The following is a 23318-nucleotide window of genomic DNA, read 5'->3' as shown; positions in this document are numbered from 1 at the left end:
TTTTATGATCTAATAGTTATTTTTGAATTGAATAATAATTTGGAAGCTGATTTCCAGGATATTCTAAAATCAAATACTGTTCATTTAAAAAAAGAGCCGATTGATTGTACCACATATTCCAATCAAAGTCTAAAGGTAAAATTACAACTCGATGTTGCGTATTGATACCATAACTTTCTTTGATTTGTTCAACTTGAGATTTTTCTAATTCCAATTGAAATAAATCTTTAGGTTTGGATTTTTGTGTAGCATAATAATCGACAGCTAATAATTGCATAATGATTGGATTTTCTGGGTAATATTCTTTCGTGAAATCAACGATTGTTTCATAAATTTCAATTACAGAAAATTTATATGAATGATTACGTGCAACAAAATAAGTCCCTAAATCTCTTAAATATTCAAAAATGCTATAATGTTCCGAAATGTATTTTAAGGTATGAACAGCACGAGGTTTATTCCAATAAATTTCTAACGCATGTTCTAGATTTGTAATATTCTTAAGATCATCCTCGCTTAAAAAATTACTTTTAATAATTTGATAGGGTGGTTGAGGGTCAAATACATAACCGTAATTTTCATACTTTTCACGTACGGGTGTTCCTTTCAAAAATTTTAAAAATCCCAATTGCAATTCAGGAGGATATAATTTGAATGTAGATTCGAAACTAAATTTTAAATCATCGATATATTCTAATGGCAATCCAACAATTAAATCAAGATGCATTTCAATTCGGTCTTTTAATTGGTGAATAACATGAGATGTTTTTTCGAAATTTTGTTTTCGACTTACTTCTCGGTTACTCTCTTGGTTTATAGTTTGAATACCAATTTCAAATCGAAATAATCCTGGAGGAACTTTTTCATTAATAAATTTAATAATATCAGGATGGACAATATCTGCAGTAATCTCAAATTGGAATACATTTCCTGGACGGTGATGATCTAAAATGAATTGAAATAATTCTATTGTAAAATCACGTTTGATATTAAATGTTCGATCGAGAAACTTAATCGTTTTACCATGCTCCATTAAATACAATAAATTAGATTTAATAGTATCCATAGGTAAATAACGCATTTTATTGTCTAAACTGGCTAAACAAAATTCGCATTTATAAGGACAACCTCTTGAGGTTTCAATGTAACAAACACGATGAGCCAATGTAGCAGGATCATCGTATTGGTAAGGATTACGCTCTTTTAAATTGATAATATCGAATGTAACATTCTTTTTATTGAAAATAACTTTTTCGTCTACTTTATACATCAAGTTAGATACTTGATCAACCGCTGGATAATGTGTTACAAATTCTTCAAAAGGGATTTCTCCTTCACCGACAATTATATAATCAACTGCAGGATTTCCTATAATTTCATCATTTTCATAACTCACTTCAGGTCCTCCCAATAGAATTTTTGTTCGAGGAGACATCTGCTTAATCAAGCGTGCGACTTCCAAAGTTTGCGTAATATTCCATATATAACAACTGAAACATACCACATCATAGGTCGCACAGTGGTTGGCTACTTCATTAAAATCAGATTTAATGGTGAACTCTTTCCAGTCGATATTGCCATGATGATGGTTGAGATCGTATAAAATTCGAATGGCTAAATTGAGATGGATGTATTTGGCATTAAGTGTTGTTAAAAGAATTTTTGGTTGCATTTCGATTATCTTTAGGGGTGCAAAATTAATGGAAGTTTTTTGATTATTAGTGAGCAAATCCTGCGCCTAATGATATACTTGTACGATTAACTTTTTTAGGCAAGTTGCGTTTGGCTTTGATATTAAAGATCACCATATCGTCGGGTAAATCATGAGCATCTGTATCCAAATGGCTTATTTTTAAAACCACATTAAGCCCTTTCGTAATTTCTCCAAATACAGTGTAATCATGATCCAGTCGGGGTTGACCACCAATTTTTAAATAAGTTTCACGCTGTTCTTGAGTGAATTTTATCCCTTTTTTTTGTTCTAAATCGTCCAATTCTCGGGCAGTTATTTTTTTACCTACTACAAAATAAATTTGATTGTAATAAGATCCTTTTTCTGTATTTTGATCTCGGCCTGCACCTAATGCACCTAATTTATGAAAGGCTTTTGGATGAAATTCAGGCGCTAAACGATTCGGTTTAATATGGGATTGTGTTGCTTCACGCGATAATATAGATTCGTCTAATTCACCGCCTTGAATAACGAAATTCTTAATCACACGATTAAATTGTGCATTTTTATAAGTTCCCTTATGGATTTCACTCAAAATTAAATCACGGTGTTTCGGTGTGAAATCATAAAGCATTACATCAAATTTGCCGTAATTCGTTTTAAATTTTAAAGTATACGTTTGTGCTGTTAAATGGATACCACTGAATAGAAGTAAGAATCCAAATATCAATTGTAGTCTTCTATTGTTCATGAATCAAAGGTATTTATTTCACATAAAAAAATACAGAAATATAATGGCAAAAAGTACCGATTAAAACAAACACATGGAAAATGGCATGGTTAAATGGAATTTTTTTAATGCTATAGAGTACGGCACCAACAGTATATGAAATTCCACCTGCAATTAACCAGTAAATACCATCTTCTGATAATGTTGTGGTTAAATCCTTCCATGTAAATACAATCATCCAGCCCATAAAGACATACATTAACGTTGAAATCACTTTAAAACGTCCTGTGAAGAATAATTTAATGATAATCCCAATGCACGCAAATGCCCATACAATGAAAAATATAATCCATCCCTCATGGTCTTTTAAAGAAACTAATGTAAATGGGGTATACGAACCTGCAATTAATAAATATATGGATACATGATCGAATATTTTTAATCGCGCTCGTTTTAATGGAGTTGTTGAACGATGATAAAGTGTAGAAGCAGTATATAAAATGATCATGGAAAGACCAAAAATGCAAAAGCTAAGAGTTTGAATGGAATCCTGATTTTCAATTGATTTTTGAATTAAAAATACGAAACCAATACAGCTTAAAATAATTCCCAACAAATGGCTATACACATTTAGCCGTTCTTCTTTTGGATCGTACACGTTAATTAAATGTTCTTTCATAAATCAAAGGTAAGTATTATGCATTTGACATTTATTTACCTTGTATTTATTTATAATGAAATCGAATTACATTACTCTTTGATCAACGAGTTACGATTGGAAATCCCCAAGGTATTATATATAATTTTAAGATGATATTTCACGGTGTTCTCAGAGATAAAAAGGGCAGCACCAATTTCTTTATTGGTTTTTCCTTGTTCGACAAGTCGAATAATTTGTTTTTGTCGTTCAGATAAATTGAATTGATTTAAATCCAAAGCGTTTTCGCCCGTTTTATTCAACATCAAATTTAGTGATTTTAATTCTGCACGCATTTCACTGTTTTCTAATTCTACGAACTTTCTTTTATACTTATTGATTTTGAATAATTGATATAATACAAGAAGTAATGCGATTAAAATTACAGTTAGAATAATCAAAAATAATCTAATGTTTTGTTCATTTTTTATTTCCAATTGATTTTGTTCCTGCATCATATTTTTTTCCAAAATCAAAAGTTTACCGCTTTGATTTAGAGCATCATATTTAGAAGCTAATTCATTAACGATTATCCGGTTTTGGTAGGCGCTTTTATAGTCTTCTATAGAAGCATAATAAGTCGTTAACTGCTCATATAAATTCAATACATAGACGTCCATTTTGTATTTATGAGCATAGGCAATACCATCATTAAAAGCTTTTATTACTGCTTCATGGTTATTCGTCTCTTCATATAAGCGCATTTTGGCACGATACAGATTAGCCAAATGTTCAGGAGCCCCCAATTCTAAAATTCGAATCCCTTTATCATAATAGGCTTCAGCTTGTTTATAATTTTGATCAATTAATTGAAAAGTTCCGAGCACGGAATAATAAAATCCTTGGGTTTCAAAATCAACATATTTCAAGTCTTGCTCAGCAATGGATGTGATCAATTGTCTCGCTTCATTGTATTGCAAAAGATCAAATTTTAAAAAAACCTTTTCTATCGCTATACGTGTTTGTACTTCATTTAATTCCTTAGATTTTAATCCAAATTCTTCAGCCTTTTTTAGATTAATTTCAGCTTCTGGGTAATTGAATAATGTTTTATATGTTACATATTTTAATAAGTGTGCAGCATATTTATCATACGCATTGGCGTTAGGGTCATTAAGGATTTGATTTAATCGTTGAATGCTTTGTTGGTAATTTTTAGATGCATTCGATTGTGTAATTTCTTGATTTAATTGATTAAAATTAATTGTATTCGCATAAGAATAGTAGCTTAATAGGAATAAAAAGCTTTTAAAAATCAGAAATTTTATTTTTACATGTATCATTTAAAACATTATAAATCAGTAATTAAAGACGCTACCATGTGGGTAGTAGAACAACTATACTTTAACTACACGGTCTAAATTAGGAAAAAAATGAATATAAAGTCAAATTTGTAACAGAAATCCGTGAAAGAAATCCGCTACGATTAAAAGGAGTTTTCTAACTAACATCAACTTAACTGCAATAGTAAAAAAAAAGCATAACAACTTGTTATGCTTTTTTTATTTTATTCGCATCATGGTTACCAATGAGGTTGCAACATGTTTTTCTTGACTTGAATGTTGATCAGTGGTATAAATTTCAGTTCGTATCACGCTGATTTTTTTCCCACCTTTTACCACGTATGATTTCGATAATAAGTGTTCTCCAATTGCTGGATGCAAATAATTTACTTTTAATTCTACAGTTACAACATAGCAATCATCATCATAATGACTTACTGCTGCATATCCAGATGAAACATCAACCAAAGAAGCAATCATTGCACCATTAAACATCCCATGTTTTCGAGTCATATGCTGTTGTTTGGGTAGCTGAATAGAAATATAATCAGTATCTAGTTCAACCAAAGTGGCGTTATAAAATTTTAAAGTTTCCGAGCGATTAAAACTTGCTTCGATTAAAGCTCTTTTTTCGTTTGTCATAAGCTTCGATTTGAATTATCGTATAGCAAAAATGCAAATAAATCATATGTTTAGACCAATTTAATCTCTATTTTTGTTACTATCAATCGAATGAATATGAATTTTACAACGCCACAAGAAGCGGTTAAAGTCGTACAATCCGGAGATCGTGTTTATGTACATTCTGCTTCAGCTACGCCAACAATTTTAACGGATGCATTAACGGATCGCCATGAAGAGCTTTCCAACGTCGAACTTTGTCATATCCATACGTATGGAATTGCCAAATATGCCGATATAAAATATAAAGATTCATTCTTTGTGAATTCATTGTTTACATCTGCAAACGTTAGACATACAATCAAACAAGGAAATGGTTCTTATACACCAATCTTTCTGAGTGAGATGGGACGTGCGATGTTAAAAGGAGATTTGAAAGTTGATGTAGTATTTATACAAGTTTCAGAACCAGATCAACATGGTTACTGTTCTTTAGGAACATCTATTGAAAATCTAAAAGAGGCTATGACGACTGCTCGTGCAATTGTAGCTCAAGTCAATCGCTATATGCCAAGAACATTTGGAGATACATTTGTGCACATTAGTAAATTTACTCATTTGGTGGAGCATCACACGCCTTTATATACTATGGAAATGGGTACAGCGACTGAAGAAGAGATTACGATCGGAAATTATATTGCAGAATTGATTGAAGATAAAAGCTGTTTGCAAATGGGGATAGGTTCTATTCCGAATGCAGTATTATCAAATCTTACCAATCATAAAGGTTTAGGAATTCATACCGAGATGTTTTCGGATGGAATTATTCCTTTGGTCGAATCTGGTGTCATTACGGGAGAGCATAAAGGAATTTTAAAAGGTAAAATTGTATCTACGTTTGCGGATGGTTCACAAAAATTATATGACTTTATCCATAACAATCCAATTATCGAAATGCGTACTGCTGCATTCACAAATGATCTGGAAAAGATCGCTATGAACGATCGAATGATTTCTATTAATTCAGCCATTGAAGTAGATGTAACGGGACAGGTTTGTGCAGATTCGATTGGTCCGAAAATATTTTCAGGAGTAGGAGGGCAATTGGACTTTATAACAGGAGCAGCTCGAAGTAAAGGCGGTAAATCAATTCTAGCGCTTACTTCTACAACCAATAAAGGTGTTAATAAAATTGTTCCATTTTTAAAAGAAGGTGCAGGTGTAGTAACCACACGAGCACAAGTCGATTACATAGTGACGGAATATGGTGTTGCTAAATTATACGGACGAAATATTAAAGATCGTGTGAATGCTATGGCTGAAATTGCTCATCCTAATTTTAGAGAAGAAATTGTCAAAGCATATTATGATCGCATATAAAAAAAGGATTGGTTAACCAATCCTTTTTTATTAATAATATAATCGAAATCCTAGTGATAAGCATAAATTGGAATGTTTTTCAAATAATGCTTCAACAATTTCAACTTCATCATCATATTTTTTTGCCATCTCAAAATAATGTTGATCTAGCAGAGTACTTAATATTGGTGCATTCTTAACATATCCAGATACCGCTTTTGCCCCAGTAACATCAAGAAAATATTGAAATGTTTCTTCTTGTAAATCCAAACATTTGGTATTTGAAAAATGAATAATTTTATCGGTTAAACGTCCTTGAAATAATTCAGCTATTTCTTCTAAACTATAGTAATAACCATCGATCTCGATGGAATCATTGGGTCCTTTAAATATGAAATAAAGGATTTTATAATCTCTAAAGTTCTTATCATGAAACAATAAATTAGAGATAGAAGATTCAAATCCTTCAAAACTATCACAAGTTTGATATACATTGGTAATGTTTTTCTCTATTGCCAAATGTTGTAAAAAATCCAATAGTATAGAGGAACTTTCTTCTTCAACATCATCTACCCCTTCCAAACAATACAATTTAAAATCATCCCATTCTTCGTCATATAATTCTACATCCATTGTTATCTATTAAAAAAAATAAAAGTATAAAAATCTCTTGGTAAAATAGTGAAGAATCATAAAATACAGGGCATAACTAATTACCTTTGTACTCTAAAATCTTCTATTTTGCATCCATCATTATCAGATAGTTTCAATGAAATTCGCGTACGAAATCAAAATGATATTTTTGATTTCATCCCATTTGGTCATCCTTATCGACCAATGACACCAGCAATACTTTTTGTCATAAAAGGTACAGTGGTACTTAAAGAACAAATTAATACACATACATTGTATGAGAATTGGATGATGATTATTGATACAAGCAGTGTGTACGAAGTATTGGAAGTTTCTGAGGATTTAGAAATACGATTACTAGCTTACAGTCGTACTTATTTGGACCAAATTGCCATTCAATTAAATAAAATTAAGGTCTATGATAATCTTAAAAAACAACTTAAACGAAAATTTCTATTGGATGCGTATGAAATGACGCGATTGATCAGAAATATTGATGCGCTGGTTTTATATATTCAAAGCGAATCGAAAATGACCTATTATTTGGAAATCATTCACCATCATTTTATTGTGATTTTATACCATTTGGCAAGTATTGTTGAAAAAGGGAATGATGAAGAATTTGATAAACTTACTCGAAATCAGAAAATACTTTATGAATTTGTACAATTGGTCGCTTCACATTATTTAGAAACAAAATCAGTAGAATTTTATGCCAATAAATTACAAATGACCAGCCGATACCTTAGCCGAGTGATTAAAGAAGAATCGGGAAACACACCGAATGAAATCATTACTCAATACATCTTGAATGAAGCTAAAGCCCAATTGTCAAGTACACTAAATCCAATAAAAAGCATTGCGAGCGAACTTCATTTTAGTGATCAATATTCATTTGCTCATTTCTTTAAAAAACATGAACAGATGTCTCCAAGTGAATATAGAAAGCAATTTTTAACTTAATATATTACTTTTAAACATCTTTAAGTGAAATTATAGCATTTTTGATTTAAGAGGATAAGTATAACTTTGCAAAGTAAGAGTATTCGTAAAAAAACAAATATTCTTTTCGTTAGTTTATATTTATGTTTCTACTGAAACAATAATTGCCATTGAATATGCCACATTCATGAAATTTGTTCAGTATGATCGTATTAAAAGCCTAAAACTGTTTAGGCTTTTTTCTACATCTAGTTGATAATCATTCTATTATTTTTTAATTTACAATCGTATATAATTATTTTATATATTTGTAGTATAATAATATACTATCTATGTATTATAATGTTTTAAAGGATGTTGTCGGACTAGTAAAGGAATTTGAAGAGGGAAATGCCAATGAAAAATATCCTGTGACTATAGATGGTTTTAAACAATGGATGATAAATCAAATCAATCCAGAATTTACTTTAGAGAATTTTGAGTACGAAGGTAAAATCAATGGAAGAAGTTTGGATAGCGTCATCAGTACGTTATTAATTCATTTAGCCCGATATGCCCGCTTATATTCTAAATCAATTATTATTAATTCTCCATTTTCTACACAAGAAGAATATATATTTTTAATCACACTTAAAACGTTTGGTCCCATGAGTAAAATGGAATTGATAAAACGTAATATTCAAGATAAACCAGGAGGGATGCAAATTATTAGTCGCTTGTTGCACAATAATTTTGTTATTCAAGAAAATGACTTGAAAGATAAGCGAAGTAAAATTTTATCGATTACACCTTTAGGTTTAGAAACATTGGAAGAATACATGATTAATATTCGAAAAGCTACGACAATTGTATCAGGGAAATTAAATGAGACTGAAAAAATGCAGTTGATTCATTTATTGAATAAATTAGAAGAGTTTCATTGGCCTATCTATTCTAAAAATATTGATCCAGAAAAATTATTGGATACCGTTCAAAATGATTTCTTGAAATAAAATTCGAAATATCGCATTGTATTTCAAAAAAATAGAATTATCTTAAAATCCATAATACGAAAGTGTTATGGATTTTTTTAGTTTAAAAATACATTAAAATCTTTGTTTCTACCCTTAAAACAGATTGTTTTTATCATATTAATAGTATATATTTGAACTATATTTGTCAATATTAATATTTAATTAGTAAAATATAATTCTATATATGAGCGTAACTAAAGTTGCTGTTATTGGAGGAGGAATCGCTGGCTTATCTGCAGCATGCTACGCCGCTAAAAAAGGATATCAAGTTGAAGTATTCGAAAAGAATGATACGATAGGTGGTCGTGCAAGACAAATGAAAACACCAAATGGATATACTTTTGATATGGGACCTTCTTGGTATTGGATGCCCGAAGTGATGGAGAATTTTTTTCAGGATTTTGGTTACCAATCATCGGATTTCTATGAATTAATCAATCTTAATCCACAATTTGAAATCATTTTTGAAAATGAGAATGTGCAAGTTCCCGCAAATTACGATGAACTTAAAGCATTATTTGAGTCGTATGAAAAAGGATCTTCTACTCAATTGGATCGATTCATGGATAAAGCCAAAATTAAATATAAAATTGGCATGGAAGATTTCATTGAGAAGCCTTGTCATAGTTGGCTGGAATTTTTTTCATTTTCCATCCTTAAAAGTGCGATTCAACTGGATATTTTAACAGATTTCAGAACATATGTTTCCAAATATTTTAAACATCCATTTTTACAATCCATTATGGAGTTTCCAGTGATATTTTTGGGTGCTGCCCCGCAAAATATACCAGCAATGTATTCATTAATGAATTATGGTGGATATCGTTTAGGCACCTGGTATCCGATGGGAGGATTTTTTCAACTGATTTTAGCGATGGAAAAAATTGCCACTCAATTAGGGGTAAAATTTTATACCAATTCTCCAGTGGAACGATTAATTACCAATGGTGATAAGGTGGAGGCCATCCAAGTGAAAGGACATATGTTGAATTTCGATGCTTTAATTGGTGCTTCAGATTATCATCATTTGGAAACCTTATTGGATGAAAAAGACCGAAATTATTCACAAGAATATTGGGAAAAGAAAACTTTTGCTCCTTCATGTTTAATTTTTTATTTGGGAATTCAGGAACAAGTTCCTCATTTAAAACATCATACGTTATTCTTTGAAAACGAACTCGATCAACATATTAATGATATTTATGCCGATAAAAAATGGCCCTTAAAACCATTATTTTATGTGTGTTGTCCTTCAAAAACAGATCCCCATGTCGCACCCAAAAATCATGAGAACTTATTCTTATTAATGCCTCTGGCCATTGGGATTGATGATCGTGAAGAGTTGCGTGAAAAATATTTTGATCAAATGATTACTCGTATTGAAAAACATACGGGAATAAAAGATTTAAAATCTAAAATTGATTATAAAAAAAGTTATTGTATACAAGATTTTAAAACTGATTACAATGCCTTTGGAGGGAATGCCTATGGATTAGCCAATACCTTAAATCAAACGGCTATTTTAAAACCTTCTATTCGAAATAAAAAATTAAAAAATTTAGTCTATGCAGGTCAACTTACAGTGCCAGGACCAGGTGTGCCACCTTCTTTAATATCAGGTAAAATTGCCGCAAACCAAATCAACCCAAAATAAAAGCTTATGAAAAAATTATTTGATGATATCTCGTTTAAGACCAGTGAAGTAATTACTAAAAAATACAGCACAAGTTTTTCCATGGGAATTCGAGCATTGCATCCTACATTGCGTCATACGATATATGCGATTTATGGATATGTACGTATTGCAGATGAAATTGTCGATAGTTTTCATGGTTACGATCAGCGCCGATTATTGGATGAATTAGAACAGGAAACTAAAATGGCTTTGGATCGTAAAATATCTTTAAATCCAGTTATCAATTGTTTTCAAGATGTGGTGCATCAATATGGTATTGAGTATCAATTGATCGATCAATTTCTGAAAAGTATGAAAATGGATCTTCAGAAATTGGAATACAATAGCGATTTATACAAGGAATATATTTTAGGATCGGCAGAAGTGGTTGGTTTAATGTGTCTACATGTATTTGTAGAAGGAAACAAAGAAAAATACGATGAATTAAAACCATATGCGATGAAATTAGGGTCAGCGTTTCAAAAGATTAATTTTTTACGCGACTTAAAAGATGATTACCATGTATTAGGCCGTACGTATTTCCCAGAAGTAGATTTAACGCAATTTAATGATGGAATTAAAAAATCGATTGAAGCGGATATAAGAGAAGAATTTCATGAGGCTTTGGTTGGAATTAAAAAGTTACCAATTACCTCTCGATTTGGTGTATATTTAGCATATAAATATTATTATTCATTGTTTAATAAGATTCAATCGACACCTGCACAAAGGATATTGAATGAACGAATTCGTATTCCTGATTCAAGAAAAGTTTCCATGCTGCTGGGATGTTATTTAAATTATAAAATCGCAAATACGATTCAATGAAGTTAAATATAATAGCCTTTTTATTTTTTGGATTGGTTGCCTTTGGACAAACATTAAATGAGCTTCGATCAAATTATACAAAAGCTGTAAATGATAAATCAGTTTGTGAGCAAATGATCAAGCAATTGGAAAATAATCATAAAACGCCTTTATATCAAGCCTATTTAGGTGCCTATCAAACCATTTGGGCCAATCATGTGATTAATCCAATTTCTAAACTAAATACATTTAAAAAAGGAAAAAATAATCTTGAAAATGCCATTCAATTGGATCAAAATGTCGTAGAAATTCGATTTTTAAGGTATTCCATCCAAAAGAATGCACCTCAATTTTTAGGCTATTCAAAACAGCTCAAAGAAGACGAAACTTTTCTGAGAAACCATTTAAAAAATGTCCAATCTCCTGAACTATCTAACGCTATAAAATCAATTCTAAAATGAATTTCTTAATCGTTGTATTGGTATTTACTCTAATGGAACCCATGACTTGGTTAATCCATAAATATGTGATGCATGGATTCTTATGGATATTGCATAAGGATCATCATGACCATAGTACGCCAGGCCATTTAGAAAAAAATGATTACTTCTTCGTTATTTTTGCCATTCCAGCAATTGCATTATTCTATTTTGGTGCTTTACAAGGGTATAATTATTTGTTTTATATTGGTTTAGGAATCACACTCTATGGTATGGCATATTTCTTCGTACATGATATCTTTATTCATCAACGCATCAAAATTTTTAGAAATACCCAAAATCCTTATTTTTTAGCGATAAGAAGAGCCCACAAACAACATCACAAATACATAGGAAAGGAAGATGGTGAATGCTTTGGATTCTTATTCGTTCCAATAAAATATTTTAAAATGTTTTTTAAACCATCCAAATAATATGCAGCCGTATACCTATTTATTGATTAATTTTTTTACGATAATCATTTGTTTTATTTATTCTTTTGATCGTAGAATTCAGTTTAATCGTCACTTTGGAACCTTTGCTAAAGCAAGTATTATAGTTGCAATTCCATTTATCCTATGGGACATTTATTTTACGAAAATAGGAGTCTGGTGGTTTAATGATGCTTATGTCATAGGATGGCGAATAGGAGGATTACCCTTTGAGGAATGGTTATTTTTTATTTGTATTCCATTTTCTTGCGTTTTCACCTATTTCTGTTTGACGAAATTTTTCGATTTAAGTTTATTCAATGCATTTAATAACATTATTGTTTTCATCACAACCATCGTTTGTGCAGTTGTGGCATTGCTTTATTTTGATCGTACGTATACAATGGTCACTGCTATTGTAACAATCTGTTCAGTCATTTACTTTCATTTTATAGCTAAACAAGAATGGATTGGTCAAGCTTCCTTCATATTCTTTGTCTTAATGTTAGGTTTTTTCCCTGTTAATGGTATTTTAACAGGTACAGGATTAGAATCTCCCATTGTTAATTACAATTCCAATGAATTTTTAAACCTTAGGATGGGTACTATTCCAATTGAAGATGCAGTCTATGGATATGCTCAATTTTTATGGAACATTTATTTCTTTACGAAATTCAAAAAATCAAAGGAGAGGATTGAAAATTCAATAACTTCTTAATAATTACTATTTTTTTTGTAAATTATGGTTTAAACCATTAGTATGAAAAAATTATTAGTTGTCCTTACGATGGGCGTTTTCTTACAAGCATGTATCGTTTCTACAGCGACTAAAGCGGTAACTACTGTTGCAAAAGCAGGTATTGGTGTCGTTAAAGGAACGGTGAAAGGAATTAGTTGGGCGGTAAGCAAAGCGAATGGGAAAATTGACAAAGATCGATTGAATGGGACATGGAAACTGGTCGGAATTTATAACGGAAGTTTTGAAGAATATTCTAATGAACGTCAACCGAATGTGTCATTTCAATCGTTTTGTAATGAAACTGAATCAATTTTAATTTTTAAATCCAAGAAAGATAAATTTCAGCCTTTGCATTGTGCTGATTCTAAAGAAAATTGGGTAAAATATAAATTTGATTTTGGTAAAAATCCATCCACACGTGAAAAAGAAAATTACATCGAATACAATGGAAAAAATTACATCACCATTATTGATGTTTCCAATAAAAATTTAGTTTTAGAAGGATATCTAATAAATAACGATATGCACTCAGGAAAGAAATTATATTTGTTCGAAAAGAAATAGTTTACAAAGTGATCCATACATTTACAGCCCATCTAGACTGGAAAAAGAAATCAGATTTCGAATTGAAATTGAACCGAAAAGCCATCAAAAATCATGTGATTGAAATTGAGCATAAAACTCCATTATCAATATCTGCAGCTAAATCTTTTAAGGGGGATCAAACACTTTATAATCCAGAAGACCTTTTACTTAGTAGTCTAGCCTCTTGTCACATGATGTCTTATCTATATTGTTGTGATCGAAATCAAATTGAAGTTTTACATTATCATGATCATGCAGAAGCTATTTTAGAAGTATTTCCTGACGGAAGTGGTAAAATTATAAAAGCCATTTTAAATCCTACCGTTACAATTAAAGATGAAAAGAATTGGGCTAAAGCGATTGCCCTGCATTGCGAAGCACGTCAATTGTGTTTTATAGCTAATTCATGCAACTTTGAGATCGAGCATCACCCCATAATAGTCATTTAAAAAGCCTCTTAATAGAGGCTATTATTTTTGAAGGATGTTTTTGTAAATTTTTCCATTTTTCATGATAAGCAAGAATTTCGATTCGGGTTGCGTTAATAATTCCAGATGCTCTAATGGATTCCCATCAACAAGAATTAGATCTGCAACCGCATTTTCTTTAATCACTCCCATTAGTCCAGGGTATGGACTTCTAAGACCTGAGAGCTGAAGCAATTCGGCATTATCTTTCGTAATCATTTTTAATATTTCTGCATTCGTGAACCATTTTTTTAATCGTAAGATATACGTATTTTGATCTTTATTCATTTCTGGTTCAAACAAAAAATCAGTTCCCCAGGCGAGTTTTACACCCAATTTTTTAGCTAATGGCCAAACTTTTTCTTGTCCTTCTAAAACAGGTTGACGTTTCTCTTTTCTTAATTGGTCCATATGTTCATGATTGTCCATTAAGTTTTGTAAACTCAACCATATCCCTTTATTTGCCATAATTTGTAGGGTTTCTTCGTCTAGCATTTGACCATGTTCTATCGATTTTACACCAGCCTCAATTGCGCGTTGCACTGCACGTGGAGTATAGGCATGTACCATAACATATGTTCCCCAATCTTCTGCAGCTTCAACAGCAGCTTTCATCTCATCTAGCGTATATTGCGTTACATCAATAGGATCATATGCAGAAGATGTTCCACCTCCAGCCATTAATTTTATCTGACTGGCTCCAAAACGAAGATTTTCGCGCGTTGCGGTTAAGACATCATCACGACCATCGGCTATAAATGTCGCTCCCATTTCTTCTGCACGTGAAGCTTTGCCAAAAAATCGTCTAGAACGTTCATTGGGTGTCCTAAAGTCCCCGTGTCCTGCTGTTTGGCTAATTGTAGCTCCAGATGGCCAAATTTTAGGACCTCTGATTTTCTCTTGATCAATTTGTGATTTTAGAGGAAATATGGGACCTCCTGCATCTCGTACACTAGTAAAACCACGCATTAACATCGCTTCAGCATTATGAGTAACCTTTCGCATCATATCATTTTCTGAAAGATTAGGATTCATTAATTCCTGCATTGTTAATGCACCAAATACTAAGTGCACATGTACATCAATTAATCCCGGAATTAATGTTTTTCCTTGACCATTAATCAGTGTGACAGGTTGTTCTTTTATATGAATTTTCGAATTACTTATTTTTTGTATCAGTTGGCCTCGAATCAAAACGGAAAGCGGTGAGGATAATGTTTGTGTATCATGATCTAATACGCGTACATTCTCAATGATAATGGTTTCTTGGGCGGAAATGGGTTGAAACTGAAGTAAAACTGCAACCCAAAGTAATTTAATTTTCATTGTGTTGATTTAGGAAAGTATTAAGATACAATTTTATAATGATATGATCTGTTGATTTAGAGGAGGTTGTTGATATTTTATGATTACTTAATGAAATTGAGTTTTATAGTAGGAGTATAGGTTTATCCTACCATTAGATGAATGATTTATTGAAGACAAAATTTTGATAAAGTGTACTTGTGGCAAAAACAAATCGTGAAGTTTTGATGTATAATAACTATAGATAAAATTTAGCGTCATGTTTTGGCTATATTGTATATTAGTTTTGTTAATGAAAATTAATCCTATGAATAAAAGCATCGATTTTACCTCTGATCCAATATTTATCCAGAAAATATACGATAGTGTACCACAATCATTGAAATTAACATGGTTAGAGTTATTATTTTCTTATTTGGAAAAATACGCATCCAACTTACCCATTCATTTTAAACAAATTAAAGAAGCATTAAACACTCCAATAAATCGTACTATAAATGAGTTGGATGTCACAAGCAGCTGGTTGGATTTTATCCAAATGATAAAGGGAAACCCAACAGATTCTTCAATTGGTCTTATTTTAGTCAAAAAATTAAATGAATTATTCGATTATTTAGATGGTGCCGAAATGGTCGTTATCCATTACGTGGAAAGTGCGTTAACCCTATTTTATTATGAAGCAAATATTAAAGAAATAATATCTAATTCCGAGGATTTGCGCAAATTTATAATCTTAGATGATATACTTTGGAATGACTGGGATCCAATTCGTGTTAATGGAACTAGTGCGAGACACGAATATTATCGATACAATCTTCAATTGATCGAATTATTAAAACAAAATCCAGATGATGAAAAAATATTAGAATTTTTTCAAGATTTACACCAAAATCAATTGGGAATAGTATATGATGATCGATTATTGCATCAGTTGATTCAGAAAATAAAAGCTATTAATTAACTAAAAGTTTAAAAATTGTTTTCATGGGAATGAAGAAAATTAACAATGATACAGCTCAGCAGCGATGTTTTAAATTAAATGATATAATGATTTACCATCTTTAATATATTAAATGAGGATGCTTAGCATATCATTAGTAAGCGCAATTCATTGTCATTTTCTTTGGGAGCTCGATGGACACACGGTCTTACTTTTTGATTGGGATGATCTACCGCTAAACGCCAAAGATGGATATTCCCGAGATTATAGGGACGTGCATGCGGTAATTCATGATAATGTAAATCAAAATAATTCTCAGTTAAAAACGATTCAAACCCACTTTCATCACCTTCATAAATTTCCAATAACTTTTGACGAATTTCGGGATGATCTTTTTTTAAAATAACATGTTCATTTGGAATAATATCACTCGATGCGCCATAATAAGTACAGAGAATGGTATCTGTTGGTACAGGAGAACGATCAACATGAAAAGAATAGACATCAGTAGATATAAAATCAAATTCATCGTCGATGGGATAAGATTTTAATAGGTTGAGACTAGGTTGTGCTCCTTGTAGTTCTAAATTCTTGAAATCTTCGATAATAATGGAACGTGCTTTTTGACCAGAAACCGATAAATTCAATGCATACAAATCGGACATACTCACTTCGGTAATTTCCTCTTCTAATTTTAATTGATCTACAATTTCTTTAAAATCGGCATCAGTACTTCGAATCCATCCTATGGCGTTTACTTGATCATGAAATTCAAGATCAAATAATGCTTGAAAAGAGTCTACAATTTCGACTTGTGGTGATGGATTTGGTGTAAGTTTCATGCCTGCAAAATTAAAGGGAATAAATGATTATTTGGAAATATGATGGAAAAACCTTTGCTATAAGTTCCATAATTCAAGATTGTTTTTAAACTCAAATGGTTGAGGTGATTGAATCATCTCGATAATGTTACCATTTTTCAATTTTAAATGGAGTGCTTTATTCGCTTTTTGTATCGCGTTGTAATTTGATGATGGAGTAGTTATCTTTAAAATCATCTGCTGTATTTCCGTTCAATTTTAATATTTCATCCATTAGATTCAAGCCATATTTAACCGTATTGTCGTTTGGAATAATTTGAACGATTTTTAGCTTTTGATCCATTTTCAATATAAAATACCCAAATTCTTTATCTGTGTTACTTGCTGATGGTTTTTGGCGAGGTGAAAGTGCGTAAACCTTTCTGCAGAAGTTTGAATAATCAAATTGTAATGATCTCTAAAAATTCGATTGCCTAAAACCAGTTCTCGATTTGTTTTACCAAAATTGAGACGTGGTTATTGGATTAAAGTTTGTCCGCCTAAAGTCCAATGGTATTGATCTTTAATTGTAAATGCTGTATCAATTGGAGCAACACCTGTCACGCTTACGGTTTTTAAGCCTAAAATTTTTGTTGCTTTTGCACGTGAAAAAATTGAAGCATTTTGAAGATTTATTTCAATTTCATCTGCATTAGAACCAAAATCAATTTGGGCATAAGTTGGAATATCATAAAACGTAATGGGCATATAATGCAATTGATAATCATCAATAACAAACGGAAGCTTGAAGAAATTTTCTGTGATTTCGAATGGTTTTTGACTGACTTCTACATAATTTTCATCAAAGTTAAAATTCCAATTCAATTGATTAATCACTGATCCTCCTAAAACACCATGTAATCGAATCGACTCTGTCATTGTTAATGCTTTTGAATCAAAGATGATAAATGGTGTTTCTTTTATTTGTATGGTATTTATTTCCATCAGGTCGGCAATTGCAAATTGACCTGTAGTTGTTTGATGATTACCATCTCGTAAGGTTACGGAATTATCTTTTGATCCAAACGGTTTTAACCCATATTCTTTAACGAGTGTTTGATCAATCCCTGAAACAGTAAATCCAGTGTCCTATAAAAATGTAGAAGGATGACCATTTATTTTTAAATGAATCAGAATCATATCATTCCATATTTCTAAAGGTAACCGTACTACTTCTTGATTAGAAGAAACTTGTCCTGATTTAGAAAAGATTTTAATTTTTTAGTTGATTGAGCATATAATGATAAAGTATTAAAAAGGAGTAATAAAAAGGAATCCAATAAATAGAAATGTTTTTTCATAGAATTTTCGTTTCCTCATCATCAACATCAATTGTTCCAAATTGATGAAAGGGTCAAGGTTTAGCTAAAATTTAACCGCTATATTTCAGTAATTCGAGATAAGGATCACCTGCTATTCCCAATGCTTTACAAAATGCGGGTTCCGTTTTATAACCGGATGATTTCTGACGAATGATTTTTTGTTTAAATTCTTCTCCTTTTGCAATTAATAGATGATGTTCTTTCACCATATGTAAATATCCCATTTGTTCTGTCGTGCAAATCGGAGCTGCATAGATTTCGAAAGGAAGAGCATTGCATGTAAATTGAACTACAAGTTTTTCATGGTTTCGTTTACATTTAAATTGAGGATAAAAGCCAAAAAAAGATTGCATTTCTAATTCCAGTTGGTGTGTATCATAACATTCGAGAATGATATCCACATCGCTTCCTTCAATCGCAATATCAATTGGGATAGTGCCGACAACAATAGGATTATAATCGGACAATTTATCAAGTATTTGATGCGTTATTAAAGTTTTGTAAACGTTTCTTTGCAAAGGATTTCCTTTACTCAAATAATCAATCGATTTAAAATTCATAAATCACGAGTAGAATAATTCTTAAATAATCAGATTTCAAAGATAGGAATATAGACTGTCATACAATTAACAGTTAGTAATAGAATAGAATTTTGATTCAGATGAATGATAAATTAATTTAGAATCCATTAAAAATCCCCAATGAATAACCATTGGGGATTTTTAATGTTTGAGTTAATAATGATAAATTAATTATAATGCGTGTGTTAGATTGCTTTCATGTTGTTTGATTGAATAGGTTGCCATTATCATATCAGCAGCTTTTTCACCCACCATAATAGCTGGAGCATTCGTGTTTCCTGAAGGAACATCAGGCATAATGGATGCATCAGCAACGCGTAACCCTTCGATTCCATATACTTTTAACGTTGGATCAACCACAGCATCTTGATCAATACCCATTTTGCAAGTTCCTGTCATATGGTGATATGTGCTTGCTGCTTTGCGGATATAATCTAGGACTTCTTCTTTGGATTTATCTTTTCCAGGATAAATTTCTTCTTTCATCCAATCTTTTAAAGCTTCAGTTTGTCCTAATTTTCGGCAAAGTTCTACGGCTTCATATAAAGCATCCAGATCAGCTTGTTCAGATAAATATTTTGGATCGATCATCGGATAATCTTTTGGGTTATTGGATTTAAGTTTCATAAATCCTTTTGAAGCTGGTCGTATCATTCCAGCACAAAATGTAAATGCGTTCTCAGGTCCTTCAAATCCTGGAGCGTAGTAAGGCAGAGCCATAAACAAAGGTTGTAAATCTGGTACAATCATTTCAGGTCTACTTTTCCAGAAAATTTGTGCTTCTAATAAATTGGCTTTAGGTGGAACAATCGTTTGTTTGGCTTCGAAAATAACACTGCATAACAAATGATCTTGTAAATTTTTACCAACTCCTGGTAAATGTTGAATCGCATCAATCCCAACTTCTTTCAATTCATCACGATCACCAATACCTGATAACATTAAGATTTGTGCAGATCCGATGGTTCCAGCAGATAAAATAACTTCTTCTTGTGCATATACACGATTAATTTCTCCATTTTTTTCATATTCCACACCTACACAACGTTGGTTTTCGATGATCAAACGATGCACCAATGCTTCTGTCGTAATGGTTAAATTTTCACTCGAAAGATGAGGTTTTAAGAAAGCTTCTGCTGTTGAACAACGGATCCCCTCTTTTGTTACAGACAAATCATTTAAACCTGCACCCCATATATTCGTATTAAAATCATCTGTGGTTGGATATCCTAATTCTTTACAACCATTGATTGCTGCAATAGAAATCGGATTAGGTTCTTTAATTTTCGTAACCGTCATAGGACCATTTCCTCCATGCATTTCGTTTTCACCTAATTCATAAGCTTCTGATTTTTTGAAGTAGGGTAGGACGCTCTCATAATCCCAACCATAACATCCTTTATATGCCCAATTGTCATAATCCTGTTTTGCGCCACGAATATAAATCATTCCATTAATGGCACTCGATCCTCCTAAAGTTTTACCACGAGGCCAATATTTTGTCACATTACCAGCATGTTCTTGAGGTACGGTATGATAAGCCCAATCGCGAGGCGTATTCCATATTAATGGCCATTGTGCCGGAGATTGTATTTCCTCAGCGATATCGGAAGGTCCAGCTTCTAAAATCAATACGTTTAATTCTTTATTCTCAGCTAAACGAGAAGCTACTACTGCACCCGCAGATCCTGCTCCTATGATGATATAATCGTATGTTTTCATTTGTATGTGGTTTTGGTTTAGATTTTATTTTTTATAACTAATAATTTTAGGTAACGTAACTGCTTTTAATCCTTCGATACCGAATTCAACTCCGTATCCCGATTGTTTTACACCTCCAAAAGGAACAAATGGATGAATCGCACCATGTTGATTAATCCATACTGTTCCAGCTTCCATTTGTTGAGCCACTGAATCAAGTGTATGTTCATCAGTGCCCCAAACAGAAGCGCCTAAACCAACTTCTAATTCATTTGCTTTACGGATAGCTTCATCTAATGTTGTATAAGTAATAATCGGTAATACAGGTCCAAATTGTTCTTCATCAACGATAGCATCTCCATGATCTACTCCAGTGACCAATGTAATAGGAATAAAATAGCCTTGAGTTGGAATTTCTGGATTTGGAATTATAATTTTAGCATTAGAGTTTTTCTTGGTTTGCTCTAATAAGGTGTTCACTTTATCATATTGCATTTGATTTTGTAAAGGACCTAAGAACACGTCTTCTTCGATACCATTTCCCATTTTGATGTTTTTGGTAACAGTCGTTAAAGCTTCCACCGTTGCATCTAAATCATCTTCATGTACATATAAGCGTTTTAAAGCAGCACACGTTTGTCCCATGTTTAGAAAGCTTCCCCAAAATAATCCTTCTGCAATTTGATGCATATCTGTTCCAGGTAAAACAATTCCTGCATCATTTCCTCCACATTCTAATGTCAAGCGAGCCATATTTTTTGTAGATGCTTCAATAATTCGTCGTCCCGTAGCAATTGAACCCGTAAACATAATTTTTGAAATGTCCTGATGTGCCGTTAAGTGTGCTCCAATTTTTCCATCTCCTGTTATAACATTTAATACTCCTGCCGGTAAAATATCATTGATGATTCGGAACAATTCTAATGAAGCAATGGTTGTATATTCAGAGGGTTTGATAACAACTGTATTTCCCATTTTAATCGATGGAATAATTTGCCAAATGGCAATCATTAATGGCCAATTCCAAGGCGTAATAGCAGCTACAACGCCAACAGGTAGACGTTTCAAAACATCTTTTCTGGTATCATCTTCAAATACGATTTCATCCGAAAGCTGTAAGGATGCAGGAACTTGTGTCCATCCTATACAAGCATCTATTTCAAATTGAGCACCAGGACCATTTAAGGGTTTACCTTGCTCTTTTGTAATCCATTCAGCCAAATACGATTTATTTGAGCCTATGGCATCTGCAATTTGCAGGATGAATTGATCGCGTTCTTCTTGACTTAGTTTTCCCCATATTTTTTGTTGGGATTTAGCTGTCGCAATGGCTTCTTCAACATCTTCAATAGTAGAGGCATAATACTTTCCAATTAACTCCCCTGAGGCTGGGTTATTTACTTCGATAATTTCGTTAGATGTTTTATGTACACCATTAATGATATAAGAAAATGTATTCATTGTAATTTATTTTGTGTAATTTCATTATTCCAAATGTTGCCATTTTTAGTTGTAATCGATTGATTTATTCTACAAATGGTTTGATTTATTCTACAAAAATGATCGTGAACTTGCCATATGAATAAGATAGAAGAGAAAACAGTGTATAGTATACCCTATGGAGAGATTTGTTTATATGAAACAAATGTTCCGTTTAAGGGTATGAATTTTAATTTTGATCATCCATCCATTTCGATGATGATCCAAGGAGAAAAGAAAGTAAAATGGAATGATGAATGTTTTGAATTTGGAACTCGAAAAATTTTAATTCCAGAAAAAAAACAAATTCTAACAGTTGATATTGATGAAGCTTCCTATGAACAACCCATCAAATGTGCCATACTTTCCATTGATGAAGATTTTGTGAGCTCATTTTATGATGAAATTACAGGCTTACAAAATAAAGATTGGTTAGATGTAATTGGTGGTGATGAAAAGGAAATTTTAAACTACTTTGTCTCAGAAGAAGGTTTGTTGATTAATAGTTTCTTCAACCTTTTAAATGATCGTACATCCATCAAAGAGAAAATGAATCATTTGGATTACATCTTTCAATTAAAAATGAAAGAATTAACTTATTTAATTTTACAATCAAAGGCGAGAAAACTAATCTTAAATCAATCATTGGCTCAAAATAATCCTTTGTACGAAGTCATTAATTATATCAATGCCAATTTTAAAGAAAAAATTAAGATCAGTGATTTGGCGAAAATAGCATGCATGAGCGAATCCAAATTATTTTCAAAATTCAAAGAAAATTTTGGATGTTCACCAAATCACTTTATTGTTCAGAAACGTTTAGAGTTTGCTCGTCAATTGTTGACCAACCATATGAAACAATTAACTATATCTGAAATCAGTTATATGAGCGGTTTCAATAATGTTGAACATTTTAACCGTAAATTTAAAGAAGTGTATAATGAAACTCCTACACGAATGAAAAAAGAATTAAATTCAATTTCTTAATCGTCTTGAA

At 31.9% G+C, this 23318-nt stretch carries 25 protein-coding genes; 12 read left to right on the top strand and 13 right to left on the bottom strand.

Going from position 1 to position 23318, the window contains the following annotated elements:
• Window positions 1-16: 16 nt before the first annotated feature.
• From AC1QSP_RS03635 to AC1QSP_RS03615, 5 genes are all read right to left on the bottom strand, one after another.
• Complete coding sequence (locus tag AC1QSP_RS03635) at window positions 17-1672, bottom strand: B12-binding domain-containing radical SAM protein (protein ID WP_484079837.1); 1656 nt, start codon at window positions 1670-1672, stop codon at window positions 17-19.
• A gap of 46 nt (window positions 1673-1718) precedes the next feature.
• Window positions 1719-2423 carry a peptidylprolyl isomerase gene (locus AC1QSP_RS03630; RefSeq protein WP_484079836.1) on the bottom strand — a complete coding sequence of 235 codons (705 nt, stop codon included), beginning with the start codon at window positions 2421-2423 and terminating at the stop codon, window positions 1719-1721.
• 13 nt (window positions 2424-2436) lie between these two features.
• Window positions 2437-3081: a PAQR family membrane homeostasis protein TrhA gene (gene trhA, locus AC1QSP_RS03625; RefSeq protein WP_484079835.1), complete on the bottom strand. Its 645-nt coding sequence runs from the start codon at window positions 3079-3081 to the stop codon at window positions 2437-2439.
• Between the two features lie 71 nt (window positions 3082-3152).
• Window positions 3153-4382 carry a response regulator transcription factor gene (locus AC1QSP_RS03620; RefSeq protein WP_484079834.1) on the bottom strand — a complete coding sequence of 410 codons (1230 nt, stop codon included), beginning with the start codon at window positions 4380-4382 and terminating at the stop codon, window positions 3153-3155.
• A 219-nt stretch (window positions 4383-4601) separates the two neighbouring features.
• Complete coding sequence (locus AC1QSP_RS03615; RefSeq protein WP_484079833.1) at window positions 4602-5024, bottom strand: PaaI family thioesterase; 423 nt, start codon at window positions 5022-5024, stop codon at window positions 4602-4604.
• Between the two features lie 96 nt (window positions 5025-5120).
• On the opposite strand from AC1QSP_RS03615, the gene AC1QSP_RS03610 reads away from it, so the two are divergent.
• Window positions 5121-6383 carry an acetyl-CoA hydrolase/transferase family protein gene (locus tag AC1QSP_RS03610; RefSeq protein ID WP_484079832.1) on the top strand — a complete coding sequence of 421 codons (1263 nt, stop codon included), beginning with the start codon at window positions 5121-5123 and terminating at the stop codon, window positions 6381-6383.
• Window positions 6384-6413: 30 nt separating this feature from the next.
• On the opposite strand, the gene AC1QSP_RS03605 is transcribed toward AC1QSP_RS03610, so the two are convergent.
• The gene (locus AC1QSP_RS03605) at window positions 6414-6995 is read right to left on the bottom strand and encodes a DUF6642 family protein (RefSeq protein ID WP_484079831.1); all 582 of its coding nucleotides are present in this window, start codon (window positions 6993-6995) and stop codon (window positions 6414-6416) included.
• Between the two features lie 108 nt (window positions 6996-7103).
• Between AC1QSP_RS03605 and AC1QSP_RS03600 the strand changes: the two genes are divergently transcribed.
• From AC1QSP_RS03600 to AC1QSP_RS03560, 9 genes are all read left to right on the top strand, one after another.
• Entirely contained in the window at window positions 7104-7958 is an 855-nt protein-coding gene (locus AC1QSP_RS03600) for a helix-turn-helix domain-containing protein (protein ID WP_484079830.1), read from the top strand.
• Window positions 7959-8269: 311 nt separating this feature from the next.
• The gene (locus tag AC1QSP_RS03595; RefSeq protein WP_484079829.1) at window positions 8270-8929 is read left to right on the top strand and encodes a MarR family winged helix-turn-helix transcriptional regulator; all 660 of its coding nucleotides are present in this window, start codon (window positions 8270-8272) and stop codon (window positions 8927-8929) included.
• Window positions 8930-9134: 205 nt separating this feature from the next.
• Entirely contained in the window at window positions 9135-10604 is a 1470-nt protein-coding gene (locus tag AC1QSP_RS03590; RefSeq protein ID WP_484079828.1) for a phytoene desaturase family protein, read from the top strand.
• A gap of 6 nt (window positions 10605-10610) precedes the next feature.
• Window positions 10611-11453: a phytoene/squalene synthase family protein gene (locus AC1QSP_RS03585; protein ID WP_484079827.1), complete on the top strand. Its 843-nt coding sequence runs from the start codon at window positions 10611-10613 to the stop codon at window positions 11451-11453.
• A complete protein-coding gene (locus AC1QSP_RS03580) occupies window positions 11450-11893 on the top strand; it encodes a hypothetical protein (RefSeq protein WP_484079826.1) in 444 nt (147 codons plus the stop codon). The genes AC1QSP_RS03585 and AC1QSP_RS03580 overlap by 4 nt, the downstream gene beginning before the upstream one ends.
• Window positions 11890-12345 carry a sterol desaturase family protein gene (locus AC1QSP_RS03575; RefSeq protein WP_484079825.1) on the top strand — a complete coding sequence of 152 codons (456 nt, stop codon included), beginning with the start codon at window positions 11890-11892 and terminating at the stop codon, window positions 12343-12345. The genes AC1QSP_RS03580 and AC1QSP_RS03575 overlap by 4 nt, the downstream gene beginning before the upstream one ends.
• Before the next feature lies 1 nt (window position 12346).
• Complete coding sequence (locus AC1QSP_RS03570) at window positions 12347-13060, top strand: lycopene cyclase domain-containing protein (protein ID WP_484079824.1); 714 nt, start codon at window positions 12347-12349, stop codon at window positions 13058-13060.
• A 42-nt stretch (window positions 13061-13102) separates the two neighbouring features.
• Entirely contained in the window at window positions 13103-13645 is a 543-nt protein-coding gene (locus AC1QSP_RS03565) for a hypothetical protein (protein WP_484079823.1), read from the top strand.
• An 8-nt stretch (window positions 13646-13653) separates the two neighbouring features.
• On the top strand, window positions 13654-14115 hold the full coding sequence (locus AC1QSP_RS03560) for an OsmC family protein (RefSeq protein WP_484079822.1): 462 nt from the start codon (window positions 13654-13656) through the stop codon (window positions 14113-14115).
• Window positions 14116-14136: 21 nt separating this feature from the next.
• Here the strand turns inward: AC1QSP_RS03560 and AC1QSP_RS03555 are convergent, their stop codons facing one another.
• On the bottom strand, window positions 14137-15459 hold the full coding sequence (locus tag AC1QSP_RS03555) for a metal-dependent hydrolase family protein (RefSeq protein WP_484079821.1): 1323 nt from the start codon (window positions 15457-15459) through the stop codon (window positions 14137-14139).
• A 286-nt stretch (window positions 15460-15745) separates the two neighbouring features.
• On the opposite strand from AC1QSP_RS03555, the gene AC1QSP_RS03550 reads away from it, so the two are divergent.
• Window positions 15746-16399: a hypothetical protein gene (locus tag AC1QSP_RS03550; RefSeq protein ID WP_484079820.1), complete on the top strand. Its 654-nt coding sequence runs from the start codon at window positions 15746-15748 to the stop codon at window positions 16397-16399.
• A gap of 122 nt (window positions 16400-16521) precedes the next feature.
• On the opposite strand, the gene AC1QSP_RS03545 is transcribed toward AC1QSP_RS03550, so the two are convergent.
• The 6 genes from AC1QSP_RS03545 to AC1QSP_RS03520 form a co-directional block, all read right to left on the bottom strand.
• On the bottom strand, window positions 16522-17220 hold the full coding sequence (locus AC1QSP_RS03545; protein WP_484079819.1) for a DUF1826 domain-containing protein: 699 nt from the start codon (window positions 17218-17220) through the stop codon (window positions 16522-16524).
• 157 nt (window positions 17221-17377) lie between these two features.
• Entirely contained in the window at window positions 17378-17542 is a 165-nt protein-coding gene (locus AC1QSP_RS03540) for a hypothetical protein (RefSeq protein ID WP_484079818.1), read from the bottom strand.
• A gap of 173 nt (window positions 17543-17715) precedes the next feature.
• Window positions 17716-18183 carry a hypothetical protein gene (locus tag AC1QSP_RS03535; RefSeq protein ID WP_484079817.1) on the bottom strand — a complete coding sequence of 156 codons (468 nt, stop codon included), beginning with the start codon at window positions 18181-18183 and terminating at the stop codon, window positions 17716-17718.
• Window positions 18184-18610: 427 nt separating this feature from the next.
• On the bottom strand, window positions 18611-19120 hold the full coding sequence (locus AC1QSP_RS03530) for a DUF4269 domain-containing protein (RefSeq protein WP_484079816.1): 510 nt from the start codon (window positions 19118-19120) through the stop codon (window positions 18611-18613).
• A 192-nt stretch (window positions 19121-19312) separates the two neighbouring features.
• Entirely contained in the window at window positions 19313-20863 is a 1551-nt protein-coding gene (locus tag AC1QSP_RS03525; protein WP_484079815.1) for a GMC family oxidoreductase, read from the bottom strand.
• 24 nt (window positions 20864-20887) lie between these two features.
• Window positions 20888-22303, bottom strand: a complete 1416-nt coding sequence (locus AC1QSP_RS03520) for an aldehyde dehydrogenase family protein (RefSeq protein WP_484079814.1) — start codon at window positions 22301-22303, stop codon at window positions 20888-20890.
• Window positions 22304-22420: 117 nt separating this feature from the next.
• Between AC1QSP_RS03520 and AC1QSP_RS03515 the strand changes: the two genes are divergently transcribed.
• Window positions 22421-23308 carry a helix-turn-helix domain-containing protein gene (locus AC1QSP_RS03515; RefSeq protein ID WP_484079813.1) on the top strand — a complete coding sequence of 296 codons (888 nt, stop codon included), beginning with the start codon at window positions 22421-22423 and terminating at the stop codon, window positions 23306-23308.
• Window positions 23309-23318 lie beyond the last annotated feature (10 nt).

The sequence above is a fragment of the Faecalibacter sp. genome (assembly GCF_057177045.1).
This window is presented reverse-complemented; position numbering and strand designations above follow the sequence as displayed.